Origin of the sequence: Cryobacterium sp. PH31-L1 (assembly GCF_030063145.1) — a bacterium.
Taxonomy (GTDB): Bacteria; Actinomycetota; Actinomycetes; order Actinomycetales; family Microbacteriaceae; genus Cryobacterium.
In genome coordinates this window covers 78,783-102,178 of the sequence record NZ_JASISM010000007.1, presented here as the reverse complement: position 1 = coordinate 102,178, position 23,396 = coordinate 78,783, and the positions used below count along the sequence as shown (strand labels likewise).

General features: G+C 66.5%; 22 protein-coding genes. 8 read left to right on the top strand and 14 right to left on the bottom strand.

What is annotated here, in order from left to right; genetic code table 11:
- Window positions 1–31 precede the first annotated feature (31 nt).
- From fdxA to QMF22_RS14600, 9 genes are read right to left on the bottom strand one after another with little or no spacing between them, the layout of a single operon-like run.
- Window positions 32–349: a ferredoxin gene (fdxA, locus tag QMF22_RS14640; RefSeq protein ID WP_092341217.1), complete on the bottom strand. Its 318-nt coding sequence runs from the start codon at window positions 347–349 to the stop codon at window positions 32–34.
- A complete protein-coding gene (locus tag QMF22_RS14635; RefSeq protein WP_283454909.1) occupies window positions 346–1,746 on the bottom strand; it encodes an FAD-dependent oxidoreductase in 1,401 nt (466 codons plus the stop codon). The genes fdxA and QMF22_RS14635 overlap by 4 nt, the downstream gene beginning before the upstream one ends.
- Window positions 1,747–1,792: 46 nt before the next feature.
- Entirely contained in the window at window positions 1,793–2,698 is a 906-nt protein-coding gene (locus QMF22_RS14630; protein WP_283454907.1) for an ABC transporter permease, read from the bottom strand.
- On the bottom strand, window positions 2,688–3,464 hold the full coding sequence (locus tag QMF22_RS14625) for an ABC transporter ATP-binding protein (protein ID WP_502846969.1): 777 nt from the start codon (window positions 3,462–3,464) through the stop codon (window positions 2,688–2,690). Before QMF22_RS14625 ends, QMF22_RS14630 begins: the two co-directional genes overlap by 11 nt.
- A gap of 5 nt (window positions 3,465–3,469) precedes the next feature.
- Window positions 3,470–4,882 (bottom strand): sulfate adenylyltransferase subunit 1, encoded by a 1,413-nt coding sequence (locus QMF22_RS14620; RefSeq protein WP_283454903.1) that lies wholly within the window; start codon window positions 4,880–4,882, stop codon window positions 3,470–3,472.
- A 3-nt stretch (window positions 4,883–4,885) separates the two neighbouring features.
- Entirely contained in the window at window positions 4,886–5,947 is a 1,062-nt protein-coding gene (locus tag QMF22_RS14615; protein WP_283454900.1) for an ABC transporter substrate-binding protein, read from the bottom strand.
- On the bottom strand, window positions 5,947–6,855 hold the full coding sequence (gene cysD / locus QMF22_RS14610; RefSeq protein ID WP_283454898.1) for a sulfate adenylyltransferase subunit CysD: 909 nt from the start codon (window positions 6,853–6,855) through the stop codon (window positions 5,947–5,949). Before cysD ends, QMF22_RS14615 begins: the two co-directional genes overlap by 1 nt.
- Window positions 6,852–7,646, bottom strand: a complete 795-nt coding sequence (locus tag QMF22_RS14605) for a phosphoadenylyl-sulfate reductase (protein ID WP_283454897.1) — start codon at window positions 7,644–7,646, stop codon at window positions 6,852–6,854. Before QMF22_RS14605 ends, cysD begins: the two co-directional genes overlap by 4 nt.
- Window positions 7,643–9,382 carry a nitrite/sulfite reductase gene (locus QMF22_RS14600; protein WP_283455035.1) on the bottom strand — a complete coding sequence of 580 codons (1,740 nt, stop codon included), beginning with the start codon at window positions 9,380–9,382 and terminating at the stop codon, window positions 7,643–7,645. The genes QMF22_RS14605 and QMF22_RS14600 overlap by 4 nt, the downstream gene beginning before the upstream one ends.
- 233 nt (window positions 9,383–9,615) lie before the next feature.
- Between QMF22_RS14600 and ftsY the strand changes: the two genes are divergently transcribed.
- Together ftsY and QMF22_RS14590 are read left to right on the top strand one after the other, a co-directional pair.
- On the top strand, window positions 9,616–10,491 hold the full coding sequence (gene ftsY / locus QMF22_RS14595; RefSeq protein WP_283454895.1) for a signal recognition particle-docking protein FtsY: 876 nt from the start codon (window positions 9,616–9,618) through the stop codon (window positions 10,489–10,491).
- Window positions 10,492–10,513: 22 nt separating this feature from the next.
- Window positions 10,514–11,017: a DUF2004 domain-containing protein gene (locus QMF22_RS14590; protein ID WP_283454892.1), complete on the top strand. Its 504-nt coding sequence runs from the start codon at window positions 10,514–10,516 to the stop codon at window positions 11,015–11,017.
- 87 nt (window positions 11,018–11,104) lie between these two features.
- On the opposite strand, the gene QMF22_RS14585 is transcribed toward QMF22_RS14590, so the two are convergent.
- On the bottom strand, window positions 11,105–12,598 hold the full coding sequence (locus QMF22_RS14585) for an MFS transporter (RefSeq protein WP_283454891.1): 1,494 nt from the start codon (window positions 12,596–12,598) through the stop codon (window positions 11,105–11,107).
- 63 nt (window positions 12,599–12,661) lie between these two features.
- On the opposite strand from QMF22_RS14585, the gene QMF22_RS14580 reads away from it, so the two are divergent.
- From QMF22_RS14580 to QMF22_RS14570, 3 genes are all read left to right on the top strand, one after another.
- Window positions 12,662–13,261, top strand: a complete 600-nt coding sequence (locus tag QMF22_RS14580; RefSeq protein WP_283454888.1) for a TetR/AcrR family transcriptional regulator — start codon at window positions 12,662–12,664, stop codon at window positions 13,259–13,261.
- A 7-nt stretch (window positions 13,262–13,268) separates the two neighbouring features.
- The gene (gene ffh / locus QMF22_RS14575; protein WP_283454886.1) at window positions 13,269–14,855 is read left to right on the top strand and encodes a signal recognition particle protein; all 1,587 of its coding nucleotides are present in this window, start codon (window positions 13,269–13,271) and stop codon (window positions 14,853–14,855) included.
- A 156-nt stretch (window positions 14,856–15,011) separates the two neighbouring features.
- The gene (locus QMF22_RS14570; RefSeq protein WP_283454884.1) at window positions 15,012–15,800 is read left to right on the top strand and encodes an LLM class F420-dependent oxidoreductase; all 789 of its coding nucleotides are present in this window, start codon (window positions 15,012–15,014) and stop codon (window positions 15,798–15,800) included.
- A 25-nt stretch (window positions 15,801–15,825) separates the two neighbouring features.
- Here the strand turns inward: QMF22_RS14570 and QMF22_RS14565 are convergent, their stop codons facing one another.
- Window positions 15,826–16,962, bottom strand: coding sequence for a glutamate--cysteine ligase (locus QMF22_RS14565; RefSeq protein ID WP_283454883.1), 1,137 nt, complete (start codon window positions 16,960–16,962; stop codon window positions 15,826–15,828).
- Between the two features lie 201 nt (window positions 16,963–17,163).
- Here QMF22_RS14565 and rpsP point away from each other — a divergent pair, with 201 nt between their 5' ends.
- From rpsP to rimM, 3 genes are read left to right on the top strand one after another with little or no spacing between them, the layout of a single operon-like run.
- Window positions 17,164–17,568 (top strand): 30S ribosomal protein S16, encoded by a 405-nt coding sequence (gene rpsP / locus QMF22_RS14560; RefSeq protein ID WP_283454880.1) that lies wholly within the window; start codon window positions 17,164–17,166, stop codon window positions 17,566–17,568.
- Between the two features lie 3 nt (window positions 17,569–17,571).
- Window positions 17,572–17,808, top strand: coding sequence for an RNA-binding protein (locus tag QMF22_RS14555; RefSeq protein WP_092108900.1), 237 nt, complete (start codon window positions 17,572–17,574; stop codon window positions 17,806–17,808).
- A gap of 4 nt (window positions 17,809–17,812) precedes the next feature.
- Window positions 17,813–18,448 carry a ribosome maturation factor RimM gene (rimM, locus tag QMF22_RS14550; RefSeq protein ID WP_283454877.1) on the top strand — a complete coding sequence of 212 codons (636 nt, stop codon included), beginning with the start codon at window positions 17,813–17,815 and terminating at the stop codon, window positions 18,446–18,448.
- Between the two features lie 76 nt (window positions 18,449–18,524).
- Here rimM and QMF22_RS14545 read toward each other — a convergent pair whose 3' ends face one another.
- Genes QMF22_RS14545 through nirB form a run of 3 tightly spaced genes read right to left on the bottom strand, consistent with a single transcriptional unit; the run spans window position 18,525 to window position 23,279 of the window.
- On the bottom strand, window positions 18,525–19,721 hold the full coding sequence (locus QMF22_RS14545) for a uroporphyrinogen-III synthase (RefSeq protein ID WP_283454874.1): 1,197 nt from the start codon (window positions 19,719–19,721) through the stop codon (window positions 18,525–18,527).
- Window positions 19,721–20,560: a uroporphyrinogen-III C-methyltransferase gene (cobA, locus tag QMF22_RS14540; protein ID WP_283454872.1), complete on the bottom strand. Its 840-nt coding sequence runs from the start codon at window positions 20,558–20,560 to the stop codon at window positions 19,721–19,723. The genes QMF22_RS14545 and cobA overlap by 1 nt, the downstream gene beginning before the upstream one ends.
- Before the next feature lie 4 nt (window positions 20,561–20,564).
- A complete protein-coding gene (gene nirB, locus QMF22_RS14535; RefSeq protein WP_283454870.1) occupies window positions 20,565–23,279 on the bottom strand; it encodes a nitrite reductase large subunit NirB in 2,715 nt (904 codons plus the stop codon).
- Between the last annotated feature and the right edge of the window lie 117 nt (window positions 23,280–23,396).

The following is a 23,396-nucleotide window of genomic DNA, read 5'->3' as shown; positions in this document are numbered from 1 at the left end:
GGGTGCGCGCCTAATTGTCGATGCAGGCGCCCTATGCCTGCGGCGGCAGTGCGGAGATGACGGGGTGGTCCTTGGCGAGTACGCCGACCTTGGCGGCGCCTCCCGGGGAGCCGAGGTCATCGAAGAATTCGACGTTGGCCTTGTAGTAGTCGGCCCACTGTTCGGGCAGGTCGTCTTCGTAGTAGATGGCCTCGACCGGGCAGACCGGTTCGCAGGCTCCGCAGTCGACGCACTCGTCTGGATGGATGTAGAGGGAGCGTTCGCCCTCATAAATGCAGTCCACCGGGCATTCGTCGATGCAGGCACGATCTTTCACATCGACACAGGGCAGTGCGATCACATAGGTCACAGCGTCAGCAACGCTTCCGTGCGCGAGATCGCGACCTGTTCGGCCCGGGAGATCACCTTGACGCGCTCCCGGCCGGGAGTGACCAGATCCTGCGCGCCGAGTAACTGCTCGTGCGCGTCCAGGGTGCGCCAGCCGGCCCAGGTCGTGTATTCCACTCTGCGCGCTTCAAGCAGCGCCAGGATCGTCTCGGTTGAGTCGTCTGCCTTATCCTCCGAAACCAGCACCGGCAGATCGGCCACGAGCCTCGTCACGGTCTCCAGCGCATCACCCTTGGTGTGTCCGATGAGGCCGACCGGGCCGCGCTTGATCCAGCCGGTGGCGTACAGGCCAGCAAGAGGCTCTCCGGCCGCATCGAGCACGCGGCCGCCGTCGTTGGGAATAACGCCGCGCACGGCATCGAACGGCACCTCGGTGAGGGCGCTGCCGCGGTAGCCGACTGCGCGATATACGGCCTGCACCGGGTAATCCACGATGACGCCGGTCGGTCGCACGCCGCCGTCTCCGGTGTGTTCGGTGCGCTCAAAACGGATGCCTTCCACCCGACCGTCGCCGTACACCTCGAGCGGCGCGTGCAGAAAGTGCAGGTGCAGGCGACGCGAGGCGCCGAGCGGTGCCTTGGTGAGCCATCCGTTCAGCGTGCGGGTCATAATCTTGACCTGGTTGTTACTGGCGACCAACTGCTCGCTGTGTGAATCGGGCGTGAAATCTTCGGCGTAGACAATGAGGTCGACGTCGGGGATGTCGGCGAGTTCGCGCAGCTCGATCGGGGTGAATTTCACCTGCGATGGCCCGCGGCGGCCGAACACGTGCACGTCGGTGATCGGGGAGCCAGCCAGCCCGGCGTAGACCGATGCCGGGATGTCGGTGGTGAGCAGATCGTCGGCGTGCTTGGCCAGAATGCGGGCGACGTCGAGGGCCACGTTGCCATTGCCAATGACGGCGACATCGGTCGCGTCGAGCGGCCACTCCTGCGGAACGTCGGGGTGGCCGTCGTACCAGGAGACGAAGTCGGCGGCACCGAAGGAGCCGGGCAGTTCGATGCCGGGGATCACGAGCGGGGCGTCGAGAATGGCGCCGGTCGCGAAGATGACCGCGTGGTAGTGCTCCCGCAGGTCGGCCAGGGTGAGGTCGGTGCCGTAGGTGACGTTGCCGATGAAACGAATCGTGCCTGCGTCAAGCATCTCCTGCAGCGACTTCACGATGCCCTTGATGCGCGGGTGATCGGGAGCGACGCCGTAGCGAATCAGACCGTACGGGGCCGGCAGCGAATCGAACAGGTCGATGGTCACCTCGTGGCCGGCCTCCAGCACGAGTCGGTTCAGAATGTTGCCTGCGTAGATGCCGGCCGGGCCGGCGCCGATAATGGCAACGCGCAGGGCAGAGGGAGCGGGGGTCATGACGGGCCTTTCAAACGAGGGACGAAGACAAGTGGATGCGCGCAGGTCATCGCAGGCCGGCGGCCATGAGTCCGCGGCGGCGCAGCAATCGGCGCTCGATCGGCGCGAAAATGACGAGTTCGACCAGGATGCCGACGAAGAGGATCACCAGGATGGTGGCGAGCACCCCGGACAGGTCGGCGAGCTCGCGGCTCAAGTGCAGCATCGATCCGAGACCGAACCCGATGTCGCCGCCGATCACGATGATCTCCGCGGCCATCAGGGAGCGCCAGGCAAAGGCCCAGCCCTGTTTAAGACCGGAGAAGTAGCCCGGCAGGGCAGCCGGCAGCACCACGAGGGTCGCCATTTGCACGCGCGACGCTCCGAGGACCGTGCCAACGCGGCGCAGCTGCGGCGGAATCTGGTCGACGCCGGAGACGAGCCCATTGGCGATGGAGGGCACAGCGCCCATCAGGATCACGAAGTACACGGTGGCGTCGCTGAGGCCGAACCAGATGATGGCGGCGGGCACCCAGGCGACCGAGGGCAGCACCTGCAGGCCCGACAACAGCGGACCGAGCGCTCGTCGCACTGGTCGGCATTCCGCCAGCAGCAGTCCGATCGGGGTGCCTATGGCCACGGCGATGATAAAGCCGAGCCCGCCGCGTTCGAGGCTCGTCGTCACCGCGAGCTGCAGGCGGTCGCTGTTCCACGCGCTCACCAGGGCGCCGAACACATCGAGGGGTCCGGGGATCAGATCGGGGCGCGGTTTGACGATGAGAATGTAGACCTGCCAGGCGAGGACGAGCCCGATGAGCAGCAAAATGGGCGGCAGAAAACCGTCCAGGGTTCGTCGAAAGGCACCGCGCGGGCTTTCGGGGACGGCCTGCAGCGAATCCAGTCCGGCTTCGAGACGACGCAGTTCGTCGTGGCTCGGATCGTGGGCCGTTGCGGTACGGGTGTCAAGCGGCATTGCGGCGGATCTCCTGTCGCAACTGGTCGGTGATTTCATCGCTCAGACGGGCGACTTCGGGGGATTCGATGCGGCGTGAGCCGGCGTCGGTGATGGTCCACTCGTTGACGATGCGGCCGGGGCGGGAGGACATCAGCAGGATGCGTTCGCCCAGCCGGGCGGCTTCCCGCACGTTGTGGGTGACGAAGACGATGGTGCGGCCGGTCTGCCGCCAGACCCGTTCCAGCTCCTCGTGCAGCAGATCGCGGGTGATGGCGTCGAGGGCGGCGAACGGTTCGTCCATGAGCAGCACCTTGCGGTCCTGTGCCAGCGAGCGTGCCAGGGCAACGCGCTGTCGCATGCCGCCGGAGAGTTCGTGCGGGCGCTTGTCGGCGGCGTCGGCGAGGTTGACCAGGTCGAGCAGTTCGAGGGCGTCGGCGCGGCGGTCCTTGCGGGGGACCCCGCCGAGCTTGAGGGCGAGTTCAACGTTGCGGCCCGCGGTCAGCCACGGGAACAGGGCGGCGTCCTGGAACATGACGGCGGCCTTGCCGCTCGCCACGGTGACGGCGCCCTCTGTCGGCTTCTCCAGGCCGGCGATGATGTTCAGCAGCGTGGACTTGCCGCATCCGCTTGCGCCGAGCAAGCAGACGAACTGGCCGGGCTCGATCGACAGGTTGATGTTGTCGAGCACGAGCGGGCCGGTACCGTAGCGCTTGCCGAGAGCATCAACCGTGATGGCGGCCGGTTCAAGCGCGGTCGGGGTCGGCGCCACGGCAATGTTCGTCAGCGCACTCACGGTGACACTTCCGACCCTGCGCCCGAACCATCGCCGGCACGGGTCGGCTCGCCGGGCGCGGTGACGATGCCGGCGGCGAGGGTTGCGCCGTCCTGCGGGTGAATGACCAGGAACGCGCCGGAGCGACGATTCTGCGCGTAACGCTCCACCGGCAGATCGCGCGACAAGCGGATGCTGGCCTGCCCGATATCGTTCACGGCCAGGCTCGTGGCCGGCTGGGCGCCGAGCGTGGTCAGGTCGAGCCGACCGGTGACCTCGCTGATCAGAGCCTGCATCACGGTCGTACCGAACTTCACGAGTACGCGGGCGCCCGGTGCGAGTGGGCGCGGGTCGAGCCAGAACAGGTCGGCCTCGAGGGTGCGGGTGACCGGCGGCAGGCTGCCGGCGGCGGCAATCACCGCGCCCCGGGCGATGTCGAGGTCGTCGGCCAGGCGCACGGCGATCGACTGCGGCGCGAAGGCTTCGTCAAGTGCAACCCCGGCGAAGTCGATGCCGGTGACGGTACTGGTGCCGCCGCCCGGCTCAACACTCACGGTGTCGCCGACCTTGATGCTGCCGCTCGCCACCTGCCCGGCGTAGGCCCGGTAGTCACGGTAGGAGTCGGCGAGTTCGGGGGCGACGACGACCGCGCCCTGCGGGCGCAGAACGAGCTGCACCGGCAACCGGAACGCCTCGGTGGCTCGGCCCGACGCGTCGAGATCGTCGATCACGGTGAGCGTTTCAAGCAGTTCGAGCAGGCTCGGACCGCCATACCAGGGGGTGCGCTCGGAGCGGTCGACGACGTTGTCGCCGACCAGGGCCGACACCGGAATCACATGAACTGCTTCGATACCGACCTCGGCGGTGACGAGACGAACGGATGCCTCCACCTCCATGTACGCGGCCTCGTCGTAGTCCAGCAGGTCGATCTTGTTGACCGCGATGATCACGTGCGGCACTCGCAGCAGGGCGACGACGCTGAGGTGCCGACGCGTCTGCTCCAGTACGCCCTTGCGGGCGTCGATGAGCATGATGACGGCATCCGCTGTGGTGGCGCCGGTGACCATGTTGCGGGTGTACTGCACGTGGCCGGGGCAGTCGGCGAGGATGAAGGACCGCGTGGGCGTGGCGAAGTAGCGGTAGGCCACGTCGATGGTGATGCCCTGTTCGCGTTCGGCCCGCAGACCGTCGGTCAGCAGTGCGAAGTCGATGCCGCCGCCCTCGCCGCCGAAGCCGCGCTCGGTGGAGGTGCGGGTGACCGCTTCGAGCTGGTCGGCGAGGATGGCCTTCGAGTCGTGCAGCAGGCGGCCCACCAGGGTGGACTTGCCGTCGTCGACCGAACCAGCCGTCGCGAAGCGAAACAGGGTGCCAACGGGTGCGGCGACGGCGGCTTCTTCGGCTTTCGCCTGGGTGTCAATGGTGAGGGTCATCTGTTATTCCGTTCCCAATCCGTCGGCCGAGACCGGTTCTTCTGCATTTTTCACCAGCACGGCGTTGAGCAGCGCCACGTTGAACAGGCCGTTCAGGTCGCCGTCTTTAGCGAGGCCGGCCGTGACCGCTTCGGCGAGTGAGACCGGAAAGGTCGAGGCCAGTGGGTCGACGTTGAACGTCACTTCGGTCAGGGCCCGGGCTAGAACGTCGTCGGCGAGGGCCTTACCGGTGTCGGTTTTAAGCTTGGCGTTGATAGCGGCCCCGGCCTCGGCTGGGTTCTGGGTGAGCCAGTCCATGGCGGTGACGTGACCCTCGAGCAGGGCGCTCACGGTATCGGGGTGCTCCTCGAGAAAGGCCTTACGCACGAGGAGCACGGTGGTCGGAAAGTCGCCGTTGTCCCACAGATCGGCTTCGTTCACCAGAACGTGACCGCCGCCTTCGAGGACGAGCCGGGATACCCACGGCTCGGGTAGCCAGGCGCCGTCGATCTTGCCACTTTGAAACAGGGTCAGGGTCTGCGCATTGTCGCCCGGTGAGACGGTGACGTCGCCGCCGCCGATCGTGCTGGTCTCATAGCCCTCGTCGCCGAGCCAGGAGCGCAGGGCGACATCCTGGGTATTGCCGAGCTGGGGCGTCGCGAGAGTGGTACCGGCCAGGTCGCCCGGGGTGTCAATGCCGTCGCGCACGACGAGCGCTGCACCGCCGCTGGCGGCTCCGGCCACGATGACCGCCGACTGGCCGCCACTCTGCACAAAGGTGTTCACGGCAGGGCTGGGGCCGATGTAGGCGGCGTCGATCGCGCCGGCGCTCAGGGCCTCAACGGCAGACGGCCCGGCGCTGAAGATCTGGGAACTCAGCGTGGTATCGCCGAGGGCGTCCTCGAAGAAGTCGTTCTGCAGGCCCACGAGCGCGGCGGCGTGGGTGACGTTGTCGAAGTAGCCGAGGCGCAGTTCGGCGGCTGGTCCCTGGTCGGTGGCGGGCTCGGCGCTGACCGAGGTCGCGCATCCGCTTAGGAGAAGGGCGGTTCCGAGCATGAGGGCGCCCAGACTGAGCGAATTCTTCATTAGAAATATCCTTCCTTCTTGCGGTCTTCCATGGCGGCCTCAGAGATGCGGTCGTCGGCGCGGGTGGCGCCTCGTTCGGTGATCGTGCTCACGCCGACTTCGCGCACGACGTCGGCGACGGATGCCGCATTCGAGTCGACCGCGCCGGTGCAGCTCATATCGCCCACGGTGCGGTAGCGCACCGTGCGTGTTTCGACGGTTTCGTCGGCGCGGGGCAGGCTGACGGGGCTGACCGAGCGCCACATGTTGTCGCGGCGGTAGACCTCACGCTGGTGGGCGTAGTACAGCGGGGGCAGCTCGATGTTTTCGCGTTCGATGTAACGCCAGACGTTGAGTTCGGTCCAGTTGCTGATCGGGAAGGCGCGCACGTGCTGGCCGACGGTGTGGCGTCCGTTGTAGAGGTTCCACAGTTCGGGGCGCTGGTTGCGCGGGTCCCACTGGCCGAATTCGTCGCGCAGCGAGAGGATGCGTTCCTTGGCGCGTGCCTTGTCTTCGTCGCGACGGGCACCGCCGAAGACGGCGTCGTGCCGACCGGCCGCGATCGCGTCGAGCAGTGGCAGGGTCTGCAACGGGTTGCGAGTGCCGTCGGCGCGCTCCACCAGGCGTCCGTCGTCGATGTAGTCCTGCACCTTGGCGACCGTCAGGCGCACGCCGTGGGCGGCGACGGTCTGGTCGCGAAACTTCAGAACCTCGGGAAAGTTGTGGCCGGTGTCCACGTGCAGCAGTGTGAAAGGAATCTTGCCCGGCCAGAACGCCTTGGCGGCGAGGTGCAGCACGACGACGGAGTCCTTGCCGCCACTGAACATCAAAACCGGGCGTTCGAACTCGGCGACGACCTCGCGAATGATGTGGATCGCTTCGCTCTCGAGCACGTCGAGTTCGGAGAGGCGGTGGGTTGTGATGGTCATAGGTGGAGCCCGCATTCTGTCTTCTCGAGGGTGGCCCAGCGGCCGGAACGGGGGTCAGCACCGGCCGCGACGGGCTGGGTGCAGGGGGCACAACCAATGGAGGGGTAGCCCTGCGAAAGAAGCACGTTCACCGGGACATGATTCAGGGTGGCGTAGTCCATCAGTTCGTCGTAGCTCCAGGCCGCGACCGGGTTGACCTTGACCAGGCCGTTGCGTTCGTCCCAGGTGACCAGCGGCGTGTTGGCGCGGGTGGGGGCTTCATCGCGGCGCACACCGGTGAACCACAGTTCGTAACCGCCGAGGGAGCGCTGCAACGGTTCGACCTTGCGCATCGCGCAGCAGGCGTTGGGGTCGCGGGCGAACAGTTCGGCGCCGTGCAGGGCGTCCTGCTCCGGCACGGTGGTGAGCGGCAGTACGTCAACGACGGTGACCGGCAGGGCGGCGGCGACCGCGTCGCGGGTCTCGTAGGTTTCGGCAAAGTGGTAGCCGGTGTCGAGAAACAAGACGTCCACGCCGGGCAGCTGCGTCGACACGATCTCGGGCAGCACCGCATCGGCCATGGAGCAGGCGACAGCAACCGAGTCGGCGCCGAAATTGCGCGCGACCCAGGCGACGACCTCCGCGGCGGTGGCTTCCCGGCCGTTGGCCGCTGCGGCCTGCGCCAGTTCGGCCGAGCCGGCTTCGGCCAAGGCCTGCAGCTCGGCGGCCGGCCGGCGCGGCAGCAGCGTGCGGGCGGGGGCAGCGGATGCCGCGGCCTCCCGTTTGACGGCGTTCAGATTGATGGCGCTCATGTGAGGTCCTCCTCGTCGGCGCGGTGCGCCCACTGGGCAAAGGTTTCGTCATCGTCGGCGATGCGGGCGGCCAGAAAACGGCGCACGAGGCGTTCGACGTAGTCAGCCAGGTCCTCGGCGGTCACCTTGAGTCCACGCACCGTCCGACCGAGTCCGGCCTCGTCCCGATCCACCGAGGCGAGTCCGCCGCCCAGGTGCACCTGGAAGCCGGGGGTGGAGCCGCCGCTGCCGTCCGGCAGTAGCTGTCCCTTGAGCCCGATGTCCGCGGTCTGAATTCGGGCGCAGGAGTTGGGGCATCCGTTCACGTGCAGGGTGATCGGGTGTGGGGCGTCGATGTCGGCGAGACGCTTCTCCAACTCGAGGATGGCATCCGTTGCGGACTGCTTGGTCTCGACGATGGCGAGCTTGCAGAATTCAATGCCGGTGCAGGCGACGGTGGAGCGGCGGAACAGGCTCGGGCGGGCCGAGAGGCCGATCTCGTCGAGCGCCGCGATCAGAGGTTCGACGTGCTCTTCGGCGACGTCGAGCACCACGATCTTCTGGTGCGGCGTCGTGCGCAGCCGGCTGGAGCCGTGGGCTTCGAGCAGGTCGGCGAGCTTGGTGAGGGTCTGGCCGGAGACACGGCCGACAAACGGCGCGACGCCGATGTAAAAGCGGCCGTCCTTCTGCTTGTGCACGCCGATGTGGTCGCCCTGGGTCTTCGGGCGGGGTGCGGCGGGTCCGTCGGGCAGGGTGTAGCCGAGATATTCGTCTTCGAGAATACGACGGAATTTCTCGGTGCCCCACTCGGCGAGCAGAAACTTCAGGCGTGCCTTACCGCGCAGGCGGCGGTAGCCGTAGTCCCGAAAAATGGATGCGACGCCCCGCCACACCTCGGACACCTTGTCTTCGGCCACGAACGCGCCGAGACGTTCGGCCAGGCGCGGGGTGGTGCTCAGCGCGCCGCCGACCCAGAGGTCGTAGCCGATACCGAGTTCGGGGTGTTCGACGGCGACGAGGCCGATGTCGTTGATCTCGTGTACGACGTCCTGGCTGGGGTGGCCGGTGATGGCGGTCTTGAACTTGCGCGGCAGGTTCGCGAATTCGTCGGTGCCGAGATACTTGCGGGCGAGTTCGTTGATCGACTCGGTGGGGTCGATCAACTCGTCGGCGGCGATACCCGCAACGGGGGAACCGAGGAACACGCGCGGCACGTCGCCGCAGGCCTGGGTGGTCTCGAGTCCGACGGCTTCGAGGCGACGCCAGATTTCGGGCATGTCCTCGATCTGGATCCAGTGCAGTTGAATGTTCTGGCGGTCGGTGATGTCGGCGGTGTCGCGGCCGAAATCGCGCGAGACCTCACCGATCACCCGGGTCTGCTCGGTGGTGAGCTGGCCGCCGTCGATGCGCACGCGCAGCATGAAGTAGCGGTCTTCTAGTTCCTCGGCTTCGAGGGTGGCGGTCTTGCCGCCGTCGATGCCGGGCTTCCGCTGGGTGTACAGGCCCCACCAGCGAAAACGGCCGTGCAGGTCGGTGCCGTCGATGGAGTCGAAACCCCGCTTGGAGTAAATCTGTTCGATGCGGTCGCGCACGGCGAGGCCATTGTCGACCTGCTTCCAGACCTCGTTGCCGTTGAGTGGTTCGGTGCCGTCGATCTTCCACTGGCCGTTCGGGCGCGTTGAGGGCCGTGGCGGGCGGGCCGCGGTTAGCTTGGCGGCTGCTGGTGCGCTGCCGGCCCCGGCTGCAACGGTGGGCACCGTCTCGGTTTCGTTCGGCACGTCGGCTCCCTCGGTTTGCGGCGCCGCCTCGGTATTTGGGATCCGAAGCAACGACGTCAACGCTACTGCGCCGCACGAATACGGGGCAGCGAGCCGGTCACGTGCTGTCACACACTGTCACGCGGCGTCACACAGGTTGCGCGGAACGTGTCAAGCGCCAGCCGGGTAACCGGTCGCCGCGCAAGCCGTCGCCGTCCCCGTAGGCTAGGGGCATGGCTGAACGCACCCCCTGGTCCCTCTCCGGCGCACTGCGCGGAATGTTCGCGAAGAAGACCATCGACGCTGACACCTGGGGCGACCTCGAGGATGCCCTGCTGCAGGCCGACTTCGGCCCGAATTTAACCGAAGCCGTCATCGCCGATCTGCGCGCCAAGGTCGCCAAGTACCACACGACTGATCCGACAGATCTTCAACGGATGCTCCGCGAAGGCATCGAAGAGCGGCTCTCGGTTCTCGACTCCACCCTGACGCTGTCCGAGCGCCCCGCCGTCGTGCTGGTCGTCGGGGTGAACGGCGTGGGCAAGACCACGACGATCGGCAAGTTCGCCAAGTTTCTGGGCACCTACGGTCGCAGCGTCGTGATCGGGGCCGCCGACACGTTCCGCGCCGGCGCGGTCGAGCAGCTGTCGACCTGGGCCGAACGCGCCGGTGCGCAAATCGTCAAGCCGCAGATGACCGGCCAGGATCCGGCATCCGTCGCCTTTCAAACCGTCGAGAAGGCGAAGAACGAGGGCATAGAAATCGTGCTCATCGACACCGCCGGACGGTTGCAGACCAAGGGCGGGCTGATGGACGAGCTCACCAAGATTCGCCGCGTCGTTGAGAAGCAGGGCCCGATCGCCGAGGTGCTGCTCGTGCTCGACGCCACGACCGGTCAAAACGGGCTCGCCCAGGCCGAGGCGTTCATCGAACATGCCGGAGTGACCGGGCTCGTGCTGACCAAGCTTGACGGCTCAGCCCGCGGCGGCTTCGTGCTGGCCGTGCAGGAGAAAACGGGCATCCCGATCAAACTCGTCGGGCAGGGTGAGGGCATCAACGACCTCACCGGGTTCACCCCGCACGTGTTCGCGCAGAAACTCGTCGGCTGATGGACAACATTAAGGGAGCGATATGAGCATCGAACACGATTTCTTCGGAATTCTCGGCGACGAAGACGAGGGCGAGGTCTACTGGTCGGAGTCGGCCGAACTCGGTGACCAGAGCGTCGAAGTCGATCTCAGCTCGCCCGATGAAGAATCGGTGACCGCCGAGGCTCTGGATATTGCCGCAGCCATGATCGGCGCGATGGAGGACCTCGACTCGCAGGTGCGCGAGTCGCTGGTGGCCGACCTGTCGGCTGAGGTGTCGGTGACCAGCCAGTACATCGCCGAGCAGCTCGACGAAATGGACCAGGAGGCGATTGAGAACGCCATCATCTGGGACTCTGGAGACCAGCAGATCGACTTTCTGCGCTCCCTGCGCCTGCAGCGGATCGGCTTCCACCCGCACCACAACGGCAGCGAGGCGCACTTCGCCGTGCTCGAGTACGCCATCAGTCCCGACGATACCGACGGCCTGCTCGTCGTCACGATCGACGTGCACGGCGACACCGTGCTGGTAGCCCTCGACAGCTAACCTTTCTGTACCGGGCCCGGGCCCGGAAAGCGGGCCCATGATCTATCGTGGGCCCGCTTCTCTAAGGTGGGCCGGTGCCCGCGCCGGCTACCCCAGGTGAATCACAGACCCCGCGCCGAGCAGGTCCTCCTTGCGCGGGCGCACCAGGAAGAACGCAATGGGCCCCGCCGCGAAGATGATGACGGCCGCCCACAGAAAAGCGGACTGGTATCCGCTCACGAGAGCACCGAGTTGCACGGCCTGTGACGGTACCCTGTCGACCAGATACGAACTCACAGCGGCGGTGTACAGCGCCGTGAACAGGGCTGTTCCGAGCGATCCGCCGATCTGCTGCATGGCCGTCACGGCCGCGCTCGCCGCACCGGCATCATGCTCGGCGATCCCCGACAGCGCCACGTTCTGCAGCGGCACGAAGATCATCGCGAGGCCGGCACCGAGCAGAATCAGCCCGGGCAGCACTTCGAGCGCGTAGTTGCCGCCGACCGTGATGCCGGTCAGCCAGAGCAACCCGGATGCGCCGACGATCGGTCCCACGGTCATCGGAATGCGTACGCCGGTGCTGGCCAGAAACTTTGACAGCACGCCGGCACCGATCATGATCGTCACGGTCATCGGCAGCGAAGCAAGGCCCGACTGGATCGGGGTGTAGCCCAGCACGATCTGAAAGTAGAGCGTGAGGAAGAGGAGCCCGCCGAGTAGTGCTGCGCCGGATAGCAGGGCCGTCAGAAACGCGCCGCCGCGCACCTTGTTCGCCATGATGCGAAGCGGCAGCAGCGGATGATTGCTCCGACTTTCCACCAACACGAACAGTCCAAGCAACACCAGTCCCAGAGGCAGGCACACCAGCACCGGCCAGGTGCCCCACCCGTTCTCCGCCTGGGCGAAGCCGAACACCAGAGATCCGAGGCCGAGCGCCACGAGAACAGCTCCCGGCACGTCATACCGGGTGTCGCCGTGCGCTTTACTCTCGCGGATGACCGGGATCGCAGCGGCAATCGCCACGATGGCGATCGGCACGTTCACGTAGAGGCACCAGCGCCAGCTCGCATATTCGGTGAGCACGCCGCCGAGGATGAGGCCAACAGCTGCACCGCCACCGGCGATAGCGCCATAGACGGCGAACGCCTTGATGCGGTCCTTGCCGCCGGGAAAGTTCACCGTGAGCAGGGCGAGCGAGGCCGGAGCGAGCAGGGCTGCGAACAGTCCCTGCAGGCCGCGGGCGGCGAGTAACTCCCAGGTGCTCTGGGCTGCACCACCGAGGGCGGAGGCGATGGCGAACCCGGCCATGCCCACGATGAACGAACGCTTGCGACCCCAGAAATCGGCGATGCGCCCGCCGAGCAGCAGTAGCGCGCCGAATACGAGCGAGTACAGGGTGACGACCCAGGTGCGGTCACCGTCGGTCATGCCGAGCGTTTCCTGCGCCTGGGGGAGTGCGATGTTCACGATGGTGCCGTCGAGCACGACGGTGAGCTGGGCGAGCGCGACAATGGCGAGCAGCAGCCACTTTCGGGGGTGGGGCGTGGTGGCACTCGACGCGGGCGGAGCGGAACTGGACTGATTTGTGCTGATACCGGGCATGAGTTCGACTCTATCGTGCATACCGAACGAACTAGTTCGTTTTGTATGAACTATAGTGAAATCATGGCACGCGACGGAGCAGACCCCCAGACCCGCATTCTCGAGGCGGCGCGCGCTGAATTCGCCGCTTACGGACTGGCCGGGGCACGCATCGACCGCATCGCGAAGAACGCGCAGGCGAGCAAGGAACGCCTGTACGCCTATTACTCGGACAAGCAGCAGCTGTTCCTCGAGGTGTTGGAAGTGAACCTGCGCGAGTTCGCGAGCGACGCCGTGCTCACCGCCCATGACGTACCGGCCTTCGCCGGTGCCCTGTTTGATCACGCGGTGCTGCACGGCGACCACCTGCGCATGATCGACTGGGCCCGGCTCGAAACCGACGGCACGTGGCTGCCGGCCCTCGAAGTCATGCTGGGCTATCGCGACGAACAGGTGCGGCGCATCCGTTTGGCGCAGGAGGCGGGACGGGTCGACGCTGCGTGGGATCCGGTTCAGCTGATGACCCTCATCTTCGGCATCGCGTCGGCCTGGATGCACGAGCCCGGAGCCGTGGTGCCGCGCGGCAACCCCGTCGCCCCGGCAGTGGTGGCGGCGCGCCGGGCCAACGTGGTGCATGCGGTCGAGCGACTGATCGCACCGAGCGCAATTGGGCCGATAAACTGAAATCATCATGGCTACTTTTGGAAACCTCTCAGATCGTCTTGCCGAGACGTTCAAAAACCTTCGCACCAAGGGCAAGCTCAGCGCAGCGGATGTCGACGGCACCGTTCGCGAGATTCGTCGCGCCCTTCTCGACGCCGACGTCGCCCTCGAGGTCGTCAAGGACTTCACCGGCAAGGTGCGCGAGCGCGCCCTCGGCGACGAGGTCAGCAAGGCCCTGAACCCGGCCCAGCAGGTCGTGCAGATCGTCAACGACGAACTCATCACGATTCTCGGTGGTCAGCAGCGTCGGCTGGAATTCGCTAAGAAGCCGCCGACCATCATCATGCTCGCTGGCCTGCAGGGTGCGGGTAAGACCACCCTCGCCGGCAAGCTCGCCAAGTGGCTCGCCAAAGACGGCCACACCCCGCTGCTCGTCGCGGCCGACCTGCAGCGCCCGAACGCCGTCACGCAGCTCGAGGTCGTCGCCAGGCAGGCCGGCGTCGCCGTTTACGCGCCCGAGCCCGGCAACGGCGTCGGTGACCCGGTCAAGGTCGCCCGCGACGGCGTGAAGTACGCCCTGCAGAAGGTGCACGACGTCGTCATCGTGGACACCGCGGGACGCCTCGGTGTTGACGCCGAGCTCATGAAGCAGGCCGCGAACATCCGCAAGGCGATCGATCCCGACGAGGTGCTCTTCGTCATTGATGCCATGATCGGCCAGGACGCAGTCGCCACGGCCAAGGCGTTCCAGGATGGCGTCGACTTCACCGGTGTCGTGCTGACCAAGCTCGACGGTGACGCCCGCGGTGGCGCCGCACTCTCGGTCGCTTCGCTCACCGGACGCCCGATCATGTTCGCCTCGACCGGTGAGGGGCTCGACGACTTCGAACCGTTCCACCCCGACCGCATGGCCGGCCGCATCCTCGACCTCGGTGACATCCTCACCCTGATCGAGCAGGCGCAGGGCGCGTTCGACGAAGACGAAGCCCGCAAGGTCGCCGAGAAGTTCGCGACTGACACCTTTACTCTCGACGACTTCCTCGGCCAGATGCAGCAGCTGCGCAACATGGGCTCGATCAAGAAGATGATGAGCATGCTCCCCGGCGCCGGCGCCATGAAGGCGCAGCTGGAAAACTTCGACGAGCGCGAGATCGTACGTACAGAGGCGATCATCCAGTCGATGACCAAGTTGGAGCGCACCACGCCGAAGCTGCTCAACGGATCGCGTCGCCTGCGCATCGCGCGCGGCTCCGGCTCGAGCGTCACCGAGGTCAACCAGCTCGTTCAGCGTTTCGAGCAGGCCGCCAAAATGATGAAAACCGTCGCCAAGGGCGGCATGCCCAACATTCCCGGCATGGGCCAGATCCCCGGCGCCGGTTACGGCGGCAAGCCCAAGCCGGTGGCCAAGAAGAAGGGCTCCAAGTCGGGCAACCCGGCCAAGCGTGCCGCCGAGAACGCCGCGATCGCCTCGGGCGTCAAGCCCGCGAGCGAGACTGCTTCGGATGCCGCGGGCTCGGGTTTCGGCCTCGGCTCCGGCGCCCAGCCCGGCAAGGGCAAGGCCGGCGGCCCGACCGAAGAGGAAGTGGCCGCGCTGCAGAAAATGCTCGGCCGGTAGCATCCGCTTGTGGACGGTGCACAGCCCCGTCCACAAGCCCAGCTCACAAACTGGGCCCGTGGCCACAAGATCGGCCCGACGAGCAGGCTGGGAACCCGCGCTGAATTCGTCAGCGGGGGTCGCGACCCGCACGGGGCACGGCCATAGGCTGGATGCATGACCTCAACGACGAACCATAGCGTGCGCCTCGGCGTGCAGATCGCCCCGCAGCACGCCCAGTATTCCAAGATTCGCGACACTCTTACCGAGGTCGAGGCGCTCGGCGCCGACATCGCCTTCAACTGGGACCACTTCTTTCCGCTCACCGGCGAGCCGGATGGCCTGCACTTTGAATCGTGGACCATCCTCGCCGCCTGGGCCGAGCAGACCACGACCCTCGAATTCGGTGCCCTGGTCAACTGCAACAGCTACCGCAACGCCGACCTGCAGGCCGACATGGCCCGCACGATCGATCACATCAGCGACGGACGTTTCATCTTCGGCACCGGCGCCGGCTGGTTCGAGCGCGATTACCAGGAGTACGGCTACGAGTTCGGCACGCCCGGAACGAGGCTGAACGCCCTCGATGACAGCCTCAATCGCATCGAGGCTCGCTGGGCTAAGCTCAACCCGCCGCCCACCCGTGACATCCCGGTGCTCATTGGCGGCGGCGGCGAGAAGAAAACCCTGCGCATCGTGGCCCAGCACGCCGACATCTGGCACTCGTTCTCGAACCCCGAAGTGCTCGAGCACAAGCTCGGCGTGCTCGGTGCCTGGTGCGATGAGGTCGGCCGCGATATCAATGAGATCGAGATCTCCACCGAGCTGCGCGGTCGCACCGTGCAAGACGCCGACGCACTCTACGACCTCGGCACTCGCCTGTTCACGGTCGGCATCACCGGCCCCGACTACGACCTCGGCCCGGCCACCGACTGGCTGGCCTGGCGCGACAGCAAGAACGCGTAAACCGTGCAGAGCGGATGCCTGATCGCTACTTTCCGAGCCCCTCGGCCAGTTCGTGGCTCAGGGCCGCGACGACCGCGGGGAGGCTGTCGCCGTGGGCAGCCGCGACAGCGAGCTGACGCTGGGAGCTGCCGCCCTCGTCGATGATGCGGTGGAGGCCGAGCAGCTCCGGCAGGCAGCCGAGGCGCTCCGCGGTGGGGGAGAGCGTCTCGATGAGGCGACGCACGTCATCCGTTACCAGGCATTCGGCACCGGCAGCATCGAGGATGATCTCGGCGCCCAGCCCATAGCGGGCCGCCCGCCACTTGTTTTCACGCACGAACCACGGCTGCATGCGCGGTACGTCTTCGCCCGCATCGAGGCGGGTGGACATCCACTCGACCAGGCACTGGATGAACGCGGCGATCGCGCCGAGCTCCACGGTGGTGGAGACGCCGTCGCAGACGCGCACTTCGATCGTGCCCCAGCGTGGTGACGGGCGAATATCCCAGCGCACTTCGGTGACGTCCTCGATGATGCCGGTCACCGCCATGTCGTCGACGTAGCGTTCCCAGGCCTCCCAGTCGGGCAGGTCCCACGGCAGGCCGGCGGTTGGAAGCTGCTGGAACATGAGCGAGCGATTGCTCGCGTAGCCGGTGTCGACGCCGGCCCAGAACGGGCTCGATGCGCTGAGCGCCTGCAGGTGCGGCACGTAGGTGAGCAGGCCGTTCATGATGGGAATGACCTTGGCCTTGTCCTCGATGCCGACGTGCACGTGGATACCCCAGATCATCATGTTGCGCCCCCACCACTGCGTGCGGTCGATCAGCTTGTGATACCGAGCCTTGTCGGTGATGGTCTGGTCGAACCACTGCGCAAACGGATGCGATCCGCTACAGATCACGTCCACCTCGCGACCTTCCAGAACGCGACGTACCTCGCCGAGCTGGCCGGCGACATCCGCTACCGCGTGGCCGACGGTGTCGTGCACGCCGGAAACCAGCTCGACCGTGTTGAGCAGCAGCTCACCCGTGATCGTGGGGTGGACCGAACCGTCGGGGCCGCGCAGGGCGTCGAGCACCTGGTCGGCGATATTTGCCAGATCGCCGGTCTCGCGGTCGACGAGGGCGACCTCCCACTCGATGCCCACGGTCGAGCGGGCAGATCGGGCGAAGTCGAGTGGCACGGGTGCTCCTTGGGTGGACCGGTGACGGCCGTTGAGGTTCGATTATCACAATGACAGCAATCTCTGACACAATGATTAGTCGCGATCCGTTGTGCCCGACCCTCTATCTCGGTGCAACGTGATCCTATAGAGCTTATGCCGAGTGTGCCCCCACGCTCACGGCCCAAGGTTCGCCAAACTACGAATTAACACTGGAGAATTGTGGCTGTCAAAATCCGTCTGAAGCGCATGGGCAAGATCCGTGCACCGTACTACCGCATTGTCGTTGCCGACGCGCGCACCAAGCGCGACGGTCGTGTCATCGAAGAAATCGGCATCTACCACCCCACGGAGGAGCCCTCGGTCATCGAGGTCAAGTCCGCTCGGGCGCAGTACTGGCTCAGCGTCGGCGCTCAGCCGACCGAGCAGGTTGCTGCACTCCTCAAGCTCACGGGCGACTGGGGCATCTTCAAGGGCGACAAGAACGCCAAGAGCACCGTCAAGGTGAAGGAACCGAAGGTCGCTTTCGTCGCTGACGAAAAGAAGAAGCCGGTTCTCAAGCCCAAGGCCGAGAAGCCGGTCGCCAAGGCCCCCGAGGTTGCTGCCGAAGCAACCGAAGAGGCGTAACTGTTGCTTGCTCCCGCGCTCGAACACCTCGTCAAGGGGATCGTTGATCACCCGGACGATGTTCACGTTGCAGAAAAGAATTCTGCAAGAGGCGAGGTGCTCGAGGTTCGTGTGAACCCCGAGGATCTCGGCCGGGTCATTGGTCGTGCGGGTCGCACAGCTAAGGCCCTGCGTACCCTCGTTGCAGCTCTGGCCGATGGTCGACGCGTTCGCGTCGACGTCGTCGACACCGATTTTTAGACCGGTGTCCGACAGCGAGAAGGACCGCACCCAGCAACTCCGGGTGGGGCGCCTGACCAAAGCTCACGGCCTCAAGGGAGCAATCAAGCTGGAACTGTTCACGGATGACCCGGGACGACGTTTCGTCCCGGGCGCCGTGTTCACCCTGCAGGTTCCGACCGGTTCGGCCTGGCACGGCAAGACGATCGAACTCGTCGAGCTGCGCTGGTACAACCAGCACGCGGTCGGGTTTTTCAAGGATGTCCCCGACCGTTCAACGGCGGAAACGCTCGCGAAGGCGATCCTCTGGATCGACGCGGACGTCGCCGAGCAGTCGGATGAAGAAGACGCCTGGTACGACCACCAGCTGGTCGGCCTCGCCGTCATGCGTGACGGTGTGCGCATCGGCACCATCGGTCGCCTCGAGCACATGCCCGCGCAAGATTTGTTGATCGTGAAAACGCCCACCGGCGACGTCATGATCCCGTTCGTGAAGGCCATCGTGCCGAGCGTCGACGTGAAAAACGGCCTGGTCACGATCACGCCGCCGCCCGGGCTGCTCGAAGAGCTGCCCGAAGATCCGGCTGACGCCGAGCCTGCTCGTGGAACTGACTCTGAAACGGATGCCGCGGCATCCGCTGCCGAGACCGACCGCCCCTAACGCTCGTTTCCCGTACTTATGCCGGGTTCTGCCACTGCATTCACAGTGGGAGAGCCCGGCATTTGTGTGCCGAGAGCTACACGTTCAGGCGATAGCCGCGCTTGACCACGGTCGCTACCAGTCCGGGAGTGCCGAGCGTCTGCCGGAGGCGGCTGAGCGAAACCTCCATGGCGTGATCGTCGGAGTCGCCGGCCAGGGCCAGCGTGAGATCCTCACGGGAGACCACCGCCCCTCGTGCCCGTACGAGGGCGCGCAGAATGGCGAGGGCGGTCGGCGGCAGCTGAATGCGATCCTCGCCGACCTGCACGACCCCGCCGCGCAACTGCACGAGACCGTTCTGGGTCTCAACCCGCTCGATCATGTTCTGCTCGAGGTGTTCGCAGACCAGTCGAATCAGCGCGCCCATGCGAAACCGGGTCGGCTGAATCGGCGCGATGCCCGCTGCAATGAGCGGGGCACTGGTCACCGGGCCAACGGCGGCCGCGCAGACCTCGGTCTGCAGCGCCGCGATGAGCTGAGGATAGACGTCCATGCCTTCCGCCGCAGTGAACAGGGCGTGCACGGCCGGCGCGCTCGTAAACGTGACGCAGTCCAGCTGGCGGGCACAAATAGCCTCGACCAGCTTGTACACCCTCTCGTCGGTGTCATCGACGGCGATCCACCGGTACGGCGCGACGACGAGCACGCGTTCGTGAACCGCGCGCAGCCGGTCGAGCTGTTGTTCGTCGGTGGCGCCGTGCACCTGGATTCCGATCGTGAGCCCGGGCGGGTATTCGGCCAGAACCTTGTCGACGAGCGACGCCGTCGTCTCCGAATCGCTCATCCCGGAGTCATTGAGACCGGTTGCCCGAATGCCGCCCCGAGCTTTCGGCCCGCGCACCAGGATGGTCGTCTCGGCCAGGGCGTCGGTCAGCGCGGAGCCGAGACCGTCGGCCTCGGCCACCTCGAACCAGCGGCGCACTCCGTAACCGGTGGTCGCCAGCAGAATATCCGGTCGCGCGGCGATCATGGTGCGGGTGTCGTCGAGTAGGGGGCCGTCCTGCTGCGAGTGCGCGATGCGCAGAGTCGGTGCGTGCACGACGCGCGCACCGCGCCGCTCAAAGGCGTCGATCAGGTCGCTGGAACGCCGATCGCTCGTGACCCCGATGCGAAATCCCTCGAGCTGGTTCGGCTGCAGAAACGGTGCCGCGACCTCGATCGGCTCGATGGCTCCCGGCATGCGTACGTGGTGCCCGTGCAGATCGGGTGCGGACACATCGTTCATTTCCGTCATCAGTCGGTGCTCGCGAACTCGGCCGCTCGGGCCACGAGGTCCTCGGCGGCGGCGTCGCCGCTGTAGGCGAGGCGTACGACCTCACCGACGACCAGCACGGCGGGGCTGCGCACGCCGGCGGTAGCGGCATCGGCCAGCACCGCAGACAGTGTGCTCACAGTGCTGCGCTGGGTGGCGCTGAAACCGCGTTCGATAATGGCCACCGGCATCTCGGCCGCCATGCCGTGGCGGAGCAGTCCCTGGCTGAGGGTCGGCAGGGTGCCGACGCCCATCAGGACCACGATGGTGCTGCCGAGCAGGGTGAGCCCTTCGAGTTCGTTGTCGGTGAGCGGTGCGTGGCCGCTGATCACGGTGAAGGCGTGGCTGATACCGCGGTGGGTCAGCGGAATTCCGGCAGCGGCCGGCACCGCGATCGCGCTCGTGACGCCGGAGATGACGGTCACGGCGATTCCGTTGCGGTGGCAGGCGAGCACTTCTTCACTGCCGCGGCCGAAGACGTAGGGGTCGCCGCCTTTGAGCCGCACGACGCGTTTGCCGGCGAGGGCATGCTCGACCATGAGCTCTTCGATGCCGGTCTGCGACACCGGGTGGCTGCCGGCGCGTTTGCCGACGTCGATGAGCGTCGCCTGGGGTGCCAGGGAGGCGAGGTCGTCGCTCGGCGCCAGGCGGTCGAACAACACGACATCCGCTTGCGCGAGGGCGGTCACGGCGGCCAAGGTCAGCAGTTCAGCGGTACCTGGGCCGCCACCCACCAGGGTGACGGGGCCGGTGGTCACTGGGCCGGCGGCTACTGAACTAGAGCTGACTGACCCAGCCGTACGGGAACTCTGGGCTGTCATTTGCTTACTCTTTTCGAACGGGAATGCGGCTTCCACTTAATAGAACAGTACCGGGCGAGGCTCGTTCGGCCGGGGTCGCCGGCCTTATTTGGTCACGCTCCGTAACGAGCGCGATGCTCGGGTCTGGTTCGGTTGGAGCGTTCACGAAAGAACGAAACCGGCGCAGTCGTTCCGGGTCGGCGAGGGTTGCTGCCCACTCGTCTTCGTAGTTGTCGACGTGGGCGAGCATGGCCTGCTCGAGCTGCTGGGCCAGTCCAAGCGAGTCATTGATGACGACGTCGCGCACGTGGTCGAGGCCGCCCTCCAAGTCTTCCATCCAGCGCGCGGTGCGCTGCATCCGATCGGCCGTGCGGATGTAGTACATCATGTAGCGGTCGATGTACTTGATCAGGGTTTCTTCGTCGAGGTCGGTCGCGAGCAGCTGCCCGTGCGCCGGCTGGAAACCGCCATTGCCGCCGACGTACATGTTCCAGCCGTTGTCGCTCGCGATGATGCCGACGTCCTTGGCCCGGGCTTCGGCGCATTCGCGGGCGCAGCCCGACACCCCGAACTTGAACTTGTGCGGCGCGCGCAAGCCGCGATAGCGCAATTCGAGTCGAATGGCGAGGCCGACGGCATCCTGCACTCCGAACCGGCACCAGGTGGAGCCGACGCAGGACTTCACGTTGCGCAGCGCTTTGCCGTAGGCCTGCCCCGACTCGAAGCCGGCGTCCACCAAGATGCGCCAGATGTCGGGCAGCTGCTCCAACCGGGCGCCGAACAGGTCGATGCGCTGTCCGCCGGTGATCTTGGTATAGAGGTCGAAGTCGAGCGCGACCTGGGCGATCACCGCCAGCTTGGTCGGCGTGATCTCGCCGCCGGGAATTCGGGGGACCACCGAGTAGGTGCCGTCCTTCTGCATGTTGGCCATGGCGCGGTCGTTGGTATCCTGCAGGGTGCCGCGGCCGGCATCCAGAATGTACGACGTGTTCTGGCTGGCCAGAATGGAACCGACGGCGGGCTTGCAGACATCGCAGCCGCGGCCGGTGCCGAAGCGGGAGAAGATCTCGTCGCTCGAAACGAGCCCCAGCACCCGCACCGATTCGAATAGCTCCTGGCGGCTCAGGTCGAAGTGTTCGCACAGTGCGTGTGACACCGTTTGACCGGATGCCGTCAGATCGGCCTCCAGGATCTTCTTGACCAGCGGCACGCACGATCCGCACTGGGTGCCGGCGCGGGTGCAGACCTTGAGGGCGCCCAGTTCAGTGCAGGCGTCACGAGCATTTTCCGTTCCGGGCTCGTCGCCGCGCACAGCCCCGCGCACAGCCCCGGCCGAGACCATGTTGCAGGAGCAGACCAGGGCGTCATCGGGCAGTTCATCGCCGGCCGGAGCCTCGACACCGGCCGCCGACAGGTAGGCGGCGGGTTCGCTGCTGAGTTCGCGGCCGACCATCGGGCGAAGCGCGGAATAGGGGGTGGCGTCGCCGACGAAGATGCCGCCGAGCAGGGTTTTGGCGTCGTCGGTCATGACGAGCTTTTGGTACAGCCCGCGGGCCGGGTCGGCGTAGACGATTTCGAGGGATCCGGGCGTCGTGGCCAGGGCGTCGCCGAGGCTCGCGACGTCGACGCCGGAGAGTTTGAGCTTGGTGGCGTCGTCGACGGTGGTGAATTCGGCGATGCCACCGAGCAGACGGTCGGCGACGACCTCGGCCATGGCATTGGCCGGGGCGACGAGGCCCACGCAGCGATCGTTCCAGCTGGCGACCTCGCCGATTGCCCAGATGCTCGGGTCGCTGGTGCGGCAGTCGTTGCCGATCGTCACGCCGCCGCGGGCGCCCACGGTGAGCCCGGCATCGCGGGCCAGTTCGTCGCGCGGCGAGATGCCGATCGCGTAGACGACCAAGTCGGCGGCGATGTCGCGGCCGTTACCGAGCTGCAGGCCGGTCACGGCGGTGTTGTCGTCGTTCGTGAGGATGGTGCGGGCGCGGGTACCGAGGTGAAGTTCGATGCCCTGGGCGACGATGAGCCGGCCGAGGGCCTGTCCGCCGCCCTCGTCGAGCTGGGCGGACATGAGCCACCCGCCGGAGTGCACGATGGCCGACTCGGCGCCGAGCTTGTGCAGCCCGCCGGCCGCTTCAAGGCCGAGCAGACCTCCGCCGGCCACGACGACCTTGGGGGTGCGGCCGAGCGACACGGTGAGTGAGGCGAGTTCGTCGACGAGGGCGTCGACGTCGTCGAGGGTTCGGTACACCCGAATGTGCTCGCGGCCGGGCAGCTTCGGTACGGGGGCGCTGGACCCGGTGGCGAGCACGAGGTCGTCGTACTCCAGCACGGCGCCAATCGACGTCGTCACGGTGCGCAGCGTGCGGTCGATGCTCGTGGCCCCTTCGTTGATGCGCAGCGCGATGCGTGCGCTGTCCCACGGGTCCGTGGGCTCGAGCGTGAGGTCAATCAGGCCGGCCAGGCGCTGGCTCAGCGCGACCCGGTCGTACGGTCGGTGGTTTTCTTCGGCCAGCACGGTGATCGAGAGGGCGTGCTCGGTGTCGCGGGAGTGCAGCGCATCGGTGAGGCGGTGCGCGGCCGGGCCGCCGCCGATCACGATGACGCGGCGCGGTGCGTCTTGATCGGCGCTGGCGGCATCCGCTGGGCTCGTCGATGTGACGGCGTGCGTCGACTCGATAGCGGGAGCCGCAGCGTCTGGGGCAGAATACGCGGAGGCGGTTTCACGAGAAGCTGGCATCAGCATCCTTTCAAAGCGGGGCGATCATGAGCGTAGTTCGGGGCAGTTTCACCCTCGTGTCGCACGTGTGTCCCGTACTGGTCGAAAGCCCCACAGTGCGGCGTTCCCGCTGTGAGG